2 protein-coding genes are annotated in these 15,955 nt (G+C 73.5%); both read right to left on the reverse strand.

Annotated elements, in window-relative coordinates:
- Positions 1 to 15: 15 nt before the first annotated feature.
- Entirely contained in the window at positions 16 to 10,803 is a 10,788-nt protein-coding gene (locus tag BLT23_RS23845; RefSeq protein WP_090052321.1) for a non-ribosomal peptide synthetase, read from the reverse strand.
- Positions 10,800 to 15,955, reverse strand: a 5,156-nt coding sequence (locus BLT23_RS23850) for a non-ribosomal peptide synthetase (RefSeq protein ID WP_218133865.1), incomplete at its 5' end; no start/stop codon positions are given. The genes BLT23_RS23845 and BLT23_RS23850, both read right to left, overlap by 4 nt.

The raw sequence follows: 15,955 nt of genomic DNA on the forward strand, positions 1-15,955 counted from the left end.
GCGAGCCCGGCCACGTCACCAGCCGAGGATCGCGCCCATCACGCGGGCGTTCGGTTCGGCGGGTGCTCCGGTCATCATCTCGGCGTGCCGGCCGAAACCCTCGACGACGGTCAGCTCCGGCGTCAACCGCCGCCAGTCCGCCAGCGCGTGCTCGTCGAGTGAGGACTGCTCCGCCAGCACCAGGGTGATCGGCGCGGCGACGGATCCCTGGTGTTCCAGGGAGTTCCAGTACTCGGTGTACCTGGTGCGCTTGGTGGCGGCCCGGTCCTGCAGGTGCGGGTCGGACAACACGCGTTGCAGCACCGGGTCGAGCAGCGCGAGCCCTTCCGCCATGTCCGCGCGGATGCGGGCGGCGAGCGCGGCCGTCTGTTCCGAACCCGCCTCCGTGCACGCCATCGAGTCGAACAGCACGATCCGACTCACGTCGTGGCCGCGGCTTTCGAGCTCACGTGCCACCTCGAACGCCAGGTTGCCGCCCGCCGAGTAGCCGCCGAGCACGAGCGGGCCGTTCGCGTGGCGTTCGACGAGGTCGGCGTAGTGGGCGACCCGGTGGTCGTCCTCGACGAAGTCGAACGCGTGCACCGCGTGGCCGGGCAACGACTCCGCGAGTCCTAGGTAGACGGTGCCCCAACCGGCGATCGGCGGGAACAGGAACACCGGCGGGTCGTCCGGCCGGCCGAGCAGGTGATGCACCCGCACCGCCGAGACGCCCGACGCGCGCACCTGGTCGACCCGCTGGGCGATGCCGCGCACCGTCGGGTCCGCGAACACGTCCGCCACCGGCAGTTCGATGCCCGTCCGCGCCTGCAGCAGCACGAGCAGCGCGACCACTCGCAGCGAGTGACCGCCGAGGGCGAAGAAGTTCGCCTCGGCGTCCGACGTGTCCGCGCCCAGCACCTCGGCGAAGATCTCCGCCACGAGCCGTTCGGTGTCCGAGGACAGCGGAGTGAGCGTCGTCGTGGCCGTCCACTCGGCCTCCGGCAGCGCCTTGCGGTCGATCTTCCCGTTGCGGGTCAGCGGAAGGCGGTCGAGCCGCAGCACCACGTCCGGCACCATGTAACCCGGCACCGACTTCGCCACCCGGTCGAGGACGTCCCGCTCGTCGAACGCGTGCGCCGGCTCGGCGACGACGTACCCGACCAGTCGTTCCGGCCGGCCCGCCGCCCGTTGCACCAGCACCACGGCGGACGTGACGCTCGGGTCCTCGCTCAGCGCAGCCTCGATCTCGCCGAGCTCGACCCGGTGCCCGCGCAGTTTCACCTGGGAGTCCGCGCGCCCCAGGAACTCCAGCGTGCCGTCCGGCAGCCACCGCCCCAGGTCACCGGTGCGGTAGAGCCGGCCGCCCTCGAACGGGTCGTCGGCGAACGCCGCCGCCGTGCGCTCGGGGTCGTTGACGTACCCCCGTCCGACGCACGGGCCCGCCACGCAGATCTCGCCCTTCGCCCCGGTCGGCACGAGCGCGGCCGGGCCGAGCGGGATCGCCCGGTCCACCACGTAGACGCGTGCGTTGCGGATCGGGTGGCCGAGCGCGACCGAACCGGAACCCTCGGTCTGGTACGCGTTGACGGTGAGGTGCGCGATGTCGTCCGATGCCTCCGTGGGGCCGTAGGAGTTGACCAGTGCGATGTCCGGGTACGCGGCCATCCAGCGTGCGGCGAGCGGACGCGGCAGGGCCTCTCCGGTGGACACCAGCGTGCGCAGGTGCGGCAGCCGCCGGGGTTCGCGTTCGAGGAGGTCGAGCATCACCTCCAGCATCGACGGCACGACTTCGAGCACGGTCGCCTCGGCGGCCTCACGCAGCAGCACGCGGGGATCGGTCATCGCCTCGTCGCTCACGACGATCGTGCGGCCGCCCATGACGAGCGCGCCCAGGCACTGCCACACGACGATGTCGAAGCTCGGGCCGGCGTTCTGGACGAGTGCGGTGCTCGCGTCCATGCCGACGTCCTCGACCTTGGCGAGCATGTGGTTGATCATGCCGCGTTGCTCGACCATCGCGCCCTTGGGCCGGCCGGTGGAGCCGGAGGTGAACAGGACGTACGCGAGGTCGTCCAGGCTCACCGGCGCCGCGGCGCCGGGCGTGCCGGTCGTGTCCAGCGGCACGATCCTGCCGTCGAACCGGGTGGACAGCGTGTCGCTGAGCAGTCCTGGCTGGGCCAGGACCACCTCGCACCCGGCGTCGGTGAGCATGCCCAGCTGTCGCTCGTCCGGCTGATCGGGATCGAGCAGCACGAACGCGCCGCCCGCCCGCCACACGCCGAGCATCGTGATGATCATCGCGGGGCCGCGCCGCGCCAGGACGCCCACGACCTGCTCGCGGCTCAGTCCGGTGAGCAGCCCCGCCACCGCGCCCGCCTGCTGCACGAGTTCGCGGTAGCTCAGCGACTCGCAGGAGGCCACGATCGCGGTCCTGCCGGGGTCGGCCGCCGCGACGGCCTCGATCCGGGACAGCACCGTGTCCTGCGCGGGCAGCTCGGCCGGGTGGGAGCCGAGCCCGGCGACGAGCGCGGCACGTTCCTCGGGCCCCAGCACGTCGAGGTCGGCGAGCGGACGTTCGGGCGTGGCGAGACCGGCCAGAGCGGTGAGGAACCGGCGGACGAACGCCTCGACGGTCTCCCGGCGGAACAACCGGACGGCGAAGTCCAGGCGGCACTCGATCACCTCGCCCTCCGGCCGTGCCCTCAGCTCCAGGTCGAAGAGCGACCGCCAGGTCTCGACGTCCGGCTGCCTCGCCGTCACGCCGGGCAGGTCCAAGTCGGCGAGTTCCATGTTCTGGAAGGCGAACATCACGTCGTAGAGCGGGTTGCGGCTCGGGTCGCGGACGACGCCGAGCCGTTCGACCAGGTCGTCGAACGGGTAGTCCTGGTGCCGCAACGAGTTCGCGACCGTCGTGCGGACCTGGCCGAGCAGGTCCGCGACCGTCGCGCCCGGCTCGACGAATGCCCGCAGCGGCAGGGTGTTGAGGAACGGGCCGGTGATCGTTTCGGTACCGGGCACCGTGCGGCCCGCGAACGGCGTGCCGACGACGAGGTCACTCTGCCCGCTGTGCCGCCACAACGTCACGTACAGGCCGGCCAGCATCGTCGCGAAGAGTGTGGTGTCCGCGGCCTGGCCTGCCCGCCGCAGCCCGGCCACGACGTCGGCGGGCACGACGAAACGGACGCTGTCGCCCTCGGCGCTCTGCACGGCGGGACGCGGGTGGTCGGCGGGCAGGTCGAGCGGCTCGGGCAGATCGGCGAACCGGGTCAGCCAGTAGTCCTGCGAGTCCGCGAGCCTGCGCGCGTACTGCTCGGACCGCTCCAGCGCAGCCCAGTCCCGGTACTGCCGGACCGGCGGCAGGTCCTCACCCGCGTACAGCCGCGCGAACTCGCTGACCAGCAATCCCAAGGACGTGCCGTCCGCCACGCTGTGGTGGATGTCCACGAGCAGGTACGAGCTGTGCGGCGCGTGGACGAGGATCATGCGCGCCAGCGGTGCGGTTTCGAGGTCGAACGGCCGTACGAACCGCGCGAAGATCTCCTGCGGTGTCAGGTCCGCCGTCACCACGGTCAGGTCGGCGCGCAGGTCGTCGTGGATCACCTGCAGGAGTTCCGCGCCGTCCAGCCGGAACGAGGTCCGCAACGCTTCGTGGCGCGCGACGAGATCGCGGAACGCCGTGCGCATCCGTTCTACGTCCAGGTCACCGGTGAGCTCGATCAGGTGCGGCAGGTGGTACTGCGTGCCGCCCGGATCCATCCGTTGCAGCACGAAGAACCTGCGTTGCGCGGCGGTCGCCGGGACGGTCCGGCCACCGGGGGCCGTTGGCAGGACCAGCATCTCGCCCCGGGACGCCGGTACCGAGGCAAGGTCTGCCGGAGTCGGCTGCTCGAACAGCTGCTGCAGCCTCAGGCCGGTGCCCAAGGTCCGGTTCAGGTGTGCGAGCAGTGTCACGGCCTGCAGCGAGTTGCCGCCGAGCGCGAAGAAGCTGTCGTGCACGCCGACCTGGTCCACGCCGAGCACCTGCTCGAACGCCGCCGCGATGCCCGCCTCGGTGCTGGTGCGGGGCGCGACGTACGGCTCGCCGGAGCCGGTTGCCGCGCCGGCGCGCCGGTAGGCGGTGATCAGGTCATCCGGCGCGACGTGGCGCAGCGGCAGGTGGTGGGCGCGGTGCACGAGCTGGTCGACGTCCGGTTGGCCGTCCTGCCAGCGGGGTGTGTCGCGCGGCGCTGGTGTGGGTCGTTCCGGAGCCGGTGGTGCGGCGACGAACGCGGGCAGGTCGCCCCGCAGGCCCAGCGGACCCGGGCCACCGGGCCCGCGCACGAGTTCGGCCGATCCGTGCCCGACCGCGCTGAAGAACCGTTCGGCCGCTACGTCGTCGATTTGGTGCACGACAGCGGATCCGTACTCTTCGGCTGGGCCTTCGACGAGCTCGACGAGCCCGGCCCCGGCGACCGAGAAGAACTGGACCAGCCGTCCGCCGAACAGCACGGCGGGTACTGCTTCGCCGACCGCGTCGAGGGAGATTCCCGCGGCACGCAGTGATTGCACCGCCTCGGGGATCGAGTCGACGCGATAACACAGGTGGTAGGGCCTTTCTCCGGCGCGATCGAGCACTCCTGCCGTCGGGGAGTCCGCGCTGTCGGGCGCCACCAGTTCGACGCGCGGGCTGCCCGGCCGTTCGAACATCGCGAGTGACGACCGCTGGATCGGGTCGTGCGCCGCCGCTGTCTCGCGGAAACCGGCGGCGGTCAGCGCCGCGCGGGCGTCGGACAGTGATCGGACCGCCACGCCGACGTGGTCCAGTCCGAAGTGGACGGTCTGTGGCCTGGTGCGGCTCAGCGTCACGTACGTGGGCTGTTCCGGCAGCGCGGAGACCGGGATCTCCCAGCGCGTCCCGCCCAGCGGACGCCAGCCGTAGTCGTCGAGGAACGCCCTGGCCGGCTGGTTGCGCTCGGTCGCGGTGTGGTCGGCGGTGACGCGGTCGAGGCCGTGCTCGCGGCAGACCGCCGCGATACCCGCGAGAACCGCCTCCTCGACGGTGCGGCCCAGGACCCGGCAGCTCAGCAGGACGTTGTCCAGGTGCAGCGTGCCGTCCGCGATGGTGCTGAGCACGACGCCGGTCAGGCCGTGGTCACCGAACCGGTCGCTGACTCGCAGCACGTGCGCGAGGCGTCCGTCCAGTTCGGATCGCGTGAGCCGCAGGCCGCTGAGGTTGAACTGGTTGGTGCGCTGGGTGAGCTGCGCGACGCGCTCCAGCTCGTCGGGAGTGGCTGCGGTGAACGACGCCTGCAGGCCGAGCCCGGCCAGGAAGCCGGTCAGCGACGGGGCCACCGTCAGTTCGTCCTGGCGGCGCAGCTCGGCCCGGTACCGCTCGGCGCGCTGCCGGTCCTCGTCGGTGACCCGGTGTGTGTCGAACGCCCAGACGTGGTCGAAGAAGCGGGCGTCGGCGGGCACCCGGAACGTGAGCACCTGCGGCAGCGCGGCCACCATCGCGGCGCACTCGGCGGCGCTGTCGTCGAGGAACACGACGCTGTCGAGGCCGAGCCCGAGCTTCGCCACGACCTCGGCGAGGTTCTCGTGCTTGGGCCGCCAGTTCGCCCGGATCTCGGTGAAGTGTTCCTCCCGCATCAGCATGCCGGGGTTCTGCGAGAACACCTCCCGCACGTCCTGCTCGGCGTTCTTGCTCAGCAGCACGAGCACCATGCCGTCGGCCCGCTTGCGCAGCAACAACTCCTGCAGCGCCCGCGCCGGTTCGTCCACCACCACGCCCAGTGGCCCGTCCTCGCCGACGACGCCGCGCCAGAGCGTGTCGTCGGCGTCCACGGCGATGACCTTGAACGGTGCGCGCACGGTGCCCAGCACCCGCCGGGCGACCTCGGTGCCCGCCACCGCGAAGAACTCCTCCGTGTAGGGGACCGCGCCCAGCGCGAAAGCCGCGGGGTCGTCCCACTCCGCCACGCCGGACCGGTCGAGCGCCGCTTCGAGGTCGATCACGGTCACCGGCAGGCCGGCGAGGTCGCGGTGCCAGCGCCGGGAGATCTCCAGTTCCGACGGCAGCACGGCCACCAGCCGGGGACCCGCCGTGCTGGACCGCAGCGCGGCGAGCAGCTCGGTGTAGGAGCGCTCCTCGGCGGGCCAGTCCTCGAACCGGACCAGCAGCAGTGCGGGCCCGGGGTGGGTGTGCCAGCCGCTGGCGGGGTCGAGGAGCTCCTGGAACACCTGCCCGAACGCGCCGAACCGGACCTGGCCGCGGTGGCCGAACTGCTCGCACCACCACAGGTAGGGCGCTCGGATCGGGTCCGCGGTGAACGACGAGACCACCAGCAGGTCCAGCCGCCGGGCCGCGTCGATCCTGGCCCGTTCGGCGGGGGAGAGCGGCGCGAGTGACGCGAGCGGCGCGTCGGGCCGGGCTGCGGCGGCGGCGCAGAGGTCGAGGAGCTGCTCGACGAACCGCCGCACCGTGTCCGGTTCGAGCAGCGCCGCGTTCGCCTCCGCCTGCACGGAGAGGCTGCCGTCGGGTTCGGGGAAGACGTCGAGCTTCAGGTCGAGCTTGCTCGTGCCGTGCTCCACCGGCAGCGCCTCGTACCCGTCGGACGTGGCGACGCGGCCGCGGTCCTCCTGGAAGATCAGCATGGTGTCGAACAGCGGGTTGTGCCCGTGACGGCGGCCCGCGAGCGCGACGATCTCCTCGAACGGCAGGTCCTGGTGGTCGTAGTCGGCCAGCGCGCGGTCGCGGGTGCGGTCGAGCAGCGTCCGGAACGTGTCGCCGGGCGCGAGGGACACGCGCAACGGCAGGAAGTTCGCGAACATGCCGACCACCCGGTCGACGTCGGGGTGCGTGCGGCCCGCCACCAGCGAGCCGATGACGACCTCCTGCTGGCCCGCGTACCGCGCCAGAGCGGCCGCGTACGCCGCCAGCAGCGCGATGTTGAGCGTGGCGCCCTCGTCGCGCGCCAACGCCGACAGAGCGGCGGTGGTCGCGGGGTCGACGGTGAAGGTGCTCGTGAAGCCCGCGAACGTGCGGACAGCCGGGCGGTCGTGGTCGTAGGGGAACGTCAGCGTGGGCAGGTTCTCGACCCGTGTGGCCCAGTGCTCGCGCAGGGCCGGGGTCCTGGCGGGCGCCGCGAGCCGTTGCCAGTGCGCGAAGTCCCGATACCGCACGCCGGTCGTGGGCAGCTCGGCGCCGTCGAGCAGCGCGAGGAACTCCTCGACCAGCACCTGCACCGACGCGCCGTCCGCCGCGATGTGGTGCACATCCAGGAACAGGACGCCGCCGGTGGGCGTGGTGAACCAGAGCGCCCGCAGCAGGGTGTCGCGGGAGAGGTCGAACGGCCGGATCTGTTCGCGCAGGTCGGGGTCTTCGTCGACCTCGGTTGTGGTGAACTCGGCCTCCGCGTGCGGCCGGACCCGTTGCCGCACCTCGCCGTCGACGAGGTGGAAGGTCGTGCGCAGCGACTCGTGCCGGTCGACCAGCCGTTGCAGCGCGTCGCGCACGACCGCCGGGCCGACCGGCTTGGTGACGCGCAGCGCCATCGGCATGTTGTAGCTCGTGGCTTCCCGCGCCGACTCCTGGATGAGGTAGACCCGGCGCTGCGCGGGCGAGGCGGGCAGGTCGGTGTCGGACACCGGGTTGATCGGCGCGAGCATCGACGCGGGGGCGGCGTCGACCGCGCGGGCCATCGCCGCGAGCACCGGGTTGGCGAACAGCTCGCGCAACGGCAGCGCTCTGCCCAGGTCGCGTTCGATCCGGGACGCGAGCGCGGTGGCGCTGAGCGAGGTGCCACCGCGGCCGAAGAAGTCGTCGCCGCGGCCGATGACCTGGTCGCCGAGCACTTCCCGCCACAGCGCGGCGAGCGCGGTCTCGGTGGGACCGGCAGGGGGTTCGCTGTCCGAAGTGGACGCCTCGGGTTCCGGCAGCGCCCTGCGGTCGACCTTGCCGTGCGGGGTCAGCGGCAGCGCGTCGTGCACGGCGAAACCACCGGGCACCATGTACGCGGGCAAGCGGCCCGCGACGTGCGCGGCCAGCTGGTCGCCGGTGACGTCCTCGCGCAGCACGACGTGCGCGCCGAGCCGGTGGTCGCCCGCGCCGACGGGGTAGGCGACGACGACGCACTGGCTGACCGCCGGGTGAGCGGCCAGCACCGCCTCGACCTCGCCGGTCTCGACCCGGTTGCCGCGCACCTTGACCTGGCCGTCGATCCGCCCGACGAACGCCAGCGTCCCGTCCGGCCTGCGCGTCACGTAGTCGCCGGTGCGGTACATGCGGGCGCCGGGTTCCGGTGCGAACGGGTCGGGCACGAACCGATCTGCGGTGGCCGCCGGCGCCCCGAGGTACCCGAGGCTCACCCCGACGCCTCCGACGCACAGCTCGCCGGTCGCACCGTCGGGGACCAGGCGGAAGCGGTCGTCCACGATGTAGGTGCGGTAGTTCGGCCACGGTGAGCCGATCGGGATCTCGCCCCGCGGCGGGGCCGCCGCGGCACCGGGGGCCACACCGTGCGGGGCCACGGTGAACGTCGTCGTCGTGACGGTGGCCTCGGTCGGCCCGTAGGTGTTGACCAGCGCCACGTGCCCGGTGGCCGCGCCGGACTCCCAGTGCCGCACCAGCACGGCGTTGACCCGCTGACCGGACAGCGTCACCATCCGGACCGACCGCGCCGGGCCCGTCCCGGCGGCGCGCAGCTCCTCGTACCAGCCCTCCCAGTACGCCGTGGGCAGCGGCAGCACCGTGATCCGGTGGCGCGCCACGAAGCGGTCGAAGCCGGTGAACGAGTCGATCGCGTCCGGGGTGCGGGCGACGACGGTCGCGCCGCAGGCGAAGGCGGGGAAGACCTCCTCGATCGTGGCGTCGAAACCGGGGGACGCCACGTGCAGCACGCGGTCCGCCGCCGTCAGCCCGAAGACCTCGACGGTCGCGAGGTTGTGGTTGACGACGCCGCGGTGCGTCACGGCGATGCCCTTCGGCACGCCGGTCGAGCCGGACGTGAACACCACGTAGGCGAGGTCGTCGGGGTGCACGCCGACGGCAGGGGCGTGCGTCGGCTGGTCGTCGGCGGGCAGCTCGCCGTCGATCGTGAGGACTATGCCGGCGACGCGGGTCATGTTCGCGACCCGGTCGGCCGGGTAGGCGGGGTCGACCGGTACGAAGGCGCCACCCGCCTTGAGCACCGCGAGCAACGTGATCACGAGCGGTGCGCCGTGCGGCAGGACGACCGCGACGCGCTGACCCCGCTGCAGGCCCGACGCGATCAGGCGGTGGGCGAGCTGGTTGGCGCGGCGGTCGAGGGCCGCGTAGGAGAGCTCGGTGCCGTCCGCGTCGACCAGGGCGACGGCGTCGGGGGTGCGGGCCGCGCTCGCCTCGACCAGGCCGTGCACGGTGGTGGCGGGGCGCTCGCGCACCGAGCCGGCGCCCGCGTCAAGCAGCCGCTGCCGCTCCGCGGCGGGCAGGTCGTGGTCGAGCACGGCCACCGGGTCGGCGAGCATCGCGGTGAGCGTGCGCACCACGTCCTCGGCGATCGCCGTCGCCTGGGCGGTGCTCCAGCGCGCCAGCCGGTGTTCCAGGTACCCCTGCAGCGCGCCGTCACGTTCGTACAGGTAGAGGCTCAGGTCGAGCTTGGCCTCGGGCTTGGGCAGCGGCATCGGCGTGACGGTGAGACCGTCGGACGTGATCGGCTCGTACGGGTAGTTCTGCAGGGCGAACAGCGCCTGGAACAACGGCCGGTTGTGCCCGCTGACCGCACCGGCGATCTCCGACAGCGACACGTCCTGGTGGTCGAGCGCGCCCAGCACCGCGGTCCGGCACGCCGCCCACAGCTCGGCGCCGGTCTCCGCGACCGGAACGGAGATCGGCAACGTGTTGGCGAAGTACCCGATGAGCGACTCGTACTCCGGTGCCTGGCGGCCCGCGACCGGCATGCCGATGATCGGCCGTGCGGTACCCGTCCGCCGGGCCACCACCACGGCGAACGCGGCCAGCAACACCATGTACGGGGTCACGCCGTGGACGGCGCACGCGGCGTGCAGCGCTTCGGACGACGCCGGACTCAGCTGGACGGGAACGGTGCCGCCCTCGGCCGACTCGTCGGCGGGGCGGTCGGGCAGCGTGTGCAGCTCGGCCCGCCAGTAGTCGAGCTGGGCATCCACTGCGGACCGGGATTTCTTCCGGTGCGCGCGGACCACGTCGCTCCAGTGGGCGCGCAGTGGTTCGGGCGGCGGGATCGGGGCGCCGGTGCGCCGCAGGTAGGCCGCGGTCAGCTCGGTGATCAGCAGCGACATCGACCAGCCGTCGGCGATGATGTGATGCGTCGACAGCACCAGCACGTGCGCCGGGCCGTCCGGCACGACGTCCAGGCGCAGCAGCGGTCCGGTGGCGAGGTCGAACGGCCTGGTGACCGCGCGCGTCACCGCCGCGTCCACGGTGGAGTCGAGGACGGTCACCTCGGGCGGCAGCGACTCGTGCGTCAGCGTGTGCGCCACACCGTCCTCGGCGTGGAACGTCGTGCGCAACGTCTCGTGCCGCGCGGAGACCTCGGTGGCCGCGTCCCGCAGGGCGGCGACGTCGAGCGGGCCGTCGACGCGGACGGCCTCGCAGACGCTGAACGCGGTGCTGCCCGGGTCGAGCTGCTGGTGCACCCAGAGGCGTTCCTGCACGGGCAACAGCGCGCCACGGCCGAGGCGGGGGCCCTCGGACCGCTGTTTCGCGGTGCCGCGCAGGCGCTTCGCGAGCAGGCGGCGGCGGGCCTCGGCCGCACCGGAGGCTGCGGCGGGAGCGGCGTTCGCGGCGGAGCCGGATGCGGCAGGGGTGGCGTTCGGGGTGTCGCTCATCGGTCTTCTTCTTCCTCGTCGAGCATCGCCAGCACCTCGTCGTCGCTGAGACCGTCGAGCTCGGCCATCAGCCGTTCCTCGACCAAGACGGCGATGGCCGCGACCGTGGTGGCGTCGTAGAAGTCGGCGAAGTCGACGGTGACCTCGAAGTCGCGCCGGATGCGGGCGAGCACCTGGGCCGCGGCCAGCGAGTGCCCGCCTACCGCGAAGAACTCGTCTTCCACGCCGAACTCGCGGCCGGGCAGCACGTCGCGCCAGATCGCCAGCACCGCGTGCTCGGCGTCCGTGCGCGGGGCGACCGGTGCCGCGTGGACCCGCCGTGCGGCGAGCGCGGCGGCGTCGAGCTTCCCGTTGGCGGTGATAGGGAACCGGTCCCACCACTCGACCCGGCCGGGCACCAGGTGCTCGGGCAGTTCGGCGCGGCACCAGCCGAGCAGTTCCTGCTCCTCACCGGTCAGGTGGGCGACGAGCACGTCGCCGTCGGCGAGCACGTGCGCGGCCGTGACGGCGGGATGCCGCAGCAGCCTCGACTCCAGCTCACCCGGCTCGATGCGGTGCCCGCGCACCTTCAGCTGCCGGTCGGCACGTCCCTGCGGCACCACGGTGCCGTCGGGCCGGTACCGGCCGAGGTCGCCGGTGCGGTACTCGCCGGCGCCGAACCGCGCCGCGGTGAGCCCGGGATCGCCGGGGTAGCCGAGCGCGAGGTACGGCGTGCGCACGACGATCTCGCCGATCTCGCCCACCCCCGCCCGCCGCTCGCCCACGCGCACCAGCAGTTCCGCGCCGCCGACACCGCGGCCGACCGGGACGGTCGCGCCGGGGTGGGAGCGGGCGGCGCCGAGATCGACGTCCTGGGCCGCGACGGCCTGCGGCGTCTCCGTCGTGCCGTAGAAGTTCACGCACCGCACATGGGGTGCCCGCTCGGCCAGGTCGGCGCAGACCTGGCCGGTCAGCACCTCGCCGCCGAAGAACGCCCAGCGCAGAGCGGGCAGCGGCCGGGGCGCCGCACCGGCCAGCAACCGCGCCAGCGACGGCGTGAGGTGCACGGCGGTGACCTCGTTGGCGGCGAGCCACGCGGCCAGGCCGTCCGGGTCGCGCATCACGGGACCGGGCGGGACGCGCAGCTGACCGCCGCACCACAGCGGGGTGAACAGGTCGCGCAGGAACGGGTCGTGGCTCGGCCCGGACAGCGCCGCGAACCGGTCTCCGGCGCCGAACCCGTGCCGGGACGTGTGCCACTCCAGGAAGTGCGCCAGCGGGCGTTCGCCCGTGGCCACCGCCCGGGGCTCACCGCTCGTGCCGGAGGTGTGCACCAGGTAGGCGACCGCGTCCGGGTCACGGGGGACCCGCGATGCCGACCCGGTCGTCCGCACGGTCACGGCGCCGGCCACCTCGGAGCGTTGCGGGACGAGCAGCACCCGGCACCCCGCCGCCGCGTACCGGCGCCGGCGTTCGGCCTCGGGGTGGTCCGGGTCGAGCACGAGGAACGCCGCATCCGAGTGCAGTGCGCCGAGCACGGCCGCGGGCAGCAGGGCGTGCCGCTCGCCGTGGACCGCGACGACGTCGCCCGGTTCCACGCCGTGCGCGCGCAGTGCGGCGGCGGTGCCTTCGACGGCGGCGCGCAGGTCGCGGTAGGTCAGGCGGTGCGTTCCGTCGTCGACGGCCACGGCGTCCGGTGTGTGCGCGGCCCAGTGGTCGAGGCGGTCCAGCAGTCCACCGTTCCACTCGGCGACCGGCGGGGAGGCGAGGGCGGGGAGCGCCGCGTCGAGGGACGTGCGGGCGGCCAGTCCGCCCAGCGGCGCGAACGGCGCGGCCACCGCCTCGGCCAGCAGCGCGGTCAGCCGGTGGAGCAGGTCCGCGATCCGGACCTCGTCGTACAACGCCGTGTTGTAGACCGCCGTGAGCGCGATGCCCTGTTCACCCCGGTCCCGCACGTACAGGCTGACGTCGAACTTCGCGCCGAGCGACAACAGGTGCTCGCCGTGGGGCCGCACGGTCAGGTCGCCGGGCAGCGCGGCCAGTGGGTCGTCCGGGTCGAGCATGTTGAACAGCACCTGGAAGACCGGGCTGAGCGAGTGGTCGCGGCCGGGTAGTTCGGCGACGATCCGCTCGAACGGCAGGTCCTGGTGGGTGAACGCGTCGAGCACCGAGCCGCGCACGGCGCCGACCAGGTCGGTGAAGTGGCCGTCGGGGGAGACGGTGGCGCGCAGCGGCAGGGTGTTGATGAAGCAGCCGACCGTGTGCTCGACCGCGGGGTGGACGCGGCCGTCGACCGGGCTGCCGACCACCACGTCGGTGTTGCCGGAGAGCCGGGCGAGCACCGCCTGGAAACCGGCCAGCAGTACCATGAACAGGGTCGCGTCGTGCTCGCGGGCGAACGAGCGCAGGCCGGTCGCGAGAGGCGCCGGGACGGTGGCCGCCACCAGTGCGCCCTGGTAGGTCTGCTCAGCGGCGCGCGGCCGGTCGGGTGGCAGGGTCACGGCGGCGGGCAGGTCGGCCAGCGCGGTGCGCCAGTGCGCGAGGTGTCGTTCGTCGTCCGCGGTGCTCTGCTGCCACCGCGCCCAGTCCGCGTAGCGCGCGGACGGCGGGAGCGGCGGGTGCCCGGCGTAGTGGGCGAAGACGTCCGAGATCAGGATCTGCACCGAACTGCCGTCCGCGGCCAGGTGGTGGACCGTCGCGAACAGCACCCAGTCCTCGGCGCCGAGCCGGGCGAGGGTCGCGTGCAGCACGGGGCCGGTCGCCAGGTCGAAGACGTGCGCCGAGGACTGCTCGGCGAGCCGGGGCAGGTCGGCCTCGGTGACGTCGTGCACCGCGACCTCGACCGGGCGCGGCGGGAACACCCGCGAGTAGGGCACGCCGTCCTCGTCGCCGTAGCCGGTGCGGAGCACGTCGTGGGTCGCGACGACCGCGTTGATCGCCCGTTCCAGCCGTGCGGGGTCGAGCGGACCGGAGACGCGGTACGCGGCCGCCATGTTCAGCACGTGGGTGCCCGGCACCCGCTGCTCGAAGTACCAGAGCCGTGCCTGGGCGGGCGAGAGCGGTTCGCGGCCGCCGGCCGGGGTGGCGGGCAGCGGGTCCGCGGTCACGTCCGGCGCGGCGCGCAGCAGGGCGGCGAAGTCCTCGGCCACCGGCGCGTCGAAGATCATCCGCAGCGGCACGTCCCTGCCCAGGGCCTCACGCAAGCGGGCCTGCACCCGCACGGCGACCAGGGAGTGGCCGCCGAGGTCGAAGAAGTCGTCGGTGACGCCGACGTCCGCGACGCCGAGCACGTCGGCCCACGCCCGCACGACGGTGCGTTCGAGGTCGTCGCGAGGCTCGACCCGCACCCGCTCCGGCGCCGCGCCCCACTCCGGTGCGGGCAGCGCGGCCCGGTCGATCTTGCCGTTGGCGTTGAGCGGGAACGACTCCAGCACGACGACCTGCGCGGGCGCGAGCTGCGTGCCGACCGCCGCGGCGACGTGCGCCCGCAGCTCGGACGGCGTGCCCGTGCCGGTGACGTACGCGACGAGCACGGTGTCGCCCCGAGCGTCGGCCACTGCGGTCACCATGCACTCGCGGACGCCGTCGTGCTTGGTCAGCACCGACTCGATGTCACCGAGCTCCACCCGGTGGCCGCGGATCTTGACCTGGTGGTCGATCCGGCCGAGGAACTCGAGCATGCCGTCCTGGCGCAACCGGACCAGGTCGCCGGTGCGGTAGAGCCGCGCGCCCGGCACGTCCGAGAACGGGTCGGGCAGGAACCGCCCCGCCGTGAGCGCCGCGTCGCCGAGGTAGCCGCGGCCCACGCCGATCCCACCCGCGTACAGCTCGCCGGGCACCCCGGCGGGCACCGGCCGCAGCGCCGCGTCGAGCACGTGCAGCCGTATGTTCGGCACCGGCGTGCCGATCGGCACCACCTCGGGTGCGCTGGTCAGCACGGCGTGCGTGATGTCGTCGGAGCACTCGGTCGGGCCGTAGGCGTTCACGATCGGCACGCCGGGGTGCCGGTCGAGCCAGTCCCGCACCAGCGCGGGCGGCAGCGCTTCACCGGTCACCACGAGCCAGCGCAGCCCCGGGACCTCGGGCAGCCGCGGCAGGTCGAGCGCGGCGCGCAGCAGCGACGGCACCGTCTCCAGCACGGTCGCGCCGTGCGCGCGGGCAGCGCCCCACAGCAGCGCGGGGTCACGGGCCTCGTCGTCGTCCACCACGACGACCCGGCCGCCCACCACCAACGGCGTGAGGAACTGCCACACCGAGATGTCGAAGCACACGGAGGCGTTCTGCACGAGGGTGTCGGCGTCGGTGAAACCGAGGTCGTGGACCTTGGCCCACAGGTGGTTGACCATGCCCTTCTGCTCGACCATCGCGCCCTTGGGCACACCGGTCGAGCCGGACGTGAAGATCACGTACGCGAGGTCGTCCGGGTGGCACGACCACTGCTCGTGTGGCAGCGGCTCGCCGTCGACGTCTGCCAGGTCCGCGTGCGGCAGCTCCGGTGCCAGCTCCGCGAGCACGGTGGCGGTCGCCGCGTGGTGCAGCAGCAGCCGGGCCCGGCTGCCGGTGAGGATCCGGTTCAGCCTCGCGGCGGGGTAGCGCGGGTCCAGCGGCACGTAGGCCGCGCCGATCAGGAACAGACCGAGGACGGCCGTGAGGAAACCGGTGCCGCGGTCGAGCAGCAACGCCACCGCTTCGCCCTGCCGCACACCCCGCTCCCGTGCCCCGGTGGCGAACCGGGAAGCGGCGGTCAGCAGCTCGGCGTAGGTGAGGGAGCCGCCGGCGTCGGTCACCGCGACCACGCCGGGCGTGCGCCGCGCCTGCTCGGCGAACAGCTCCGCGAACGCCCGGTCCGTCGGGAACGGCACGACGGCGGTGCCGGGGACGCCGTGCAGCAGCTCCTGCTCGCTCGCACCGAGGACCGGCAGGTCGGTGATCGTCGTGCCCGGTGCGGCGAGCGCGCCCCGCAGCACCGTCTCGTACCGTTCGGCGAACCTGGTCGCCGTCACGCGGTCGAACAGGCCCGCGTCGTACTCGAGCCGCAGCCGCAGCCCGGTCGCGCGGGGCTCCAGCAGGACGGTGAGGTCGAACCGGGCGGTGCCGGAGTGCACCGGCAGCTCCTCGATCTGAAGCCCCGCCAGGCCCCCGCCGGGCAGCGGCGTGTTCTGCAGCCCGAACA

This window comes from Lentzea fradiae, assembly GCF_900100955.1.
Taxonomy (GTDB): domain Bacteria; phylum Actinomycetota; class Actinomycetes; order Mycobacteriales; family Pseudonocardiaceae; genus Lentzea; species Lentzea fradiae.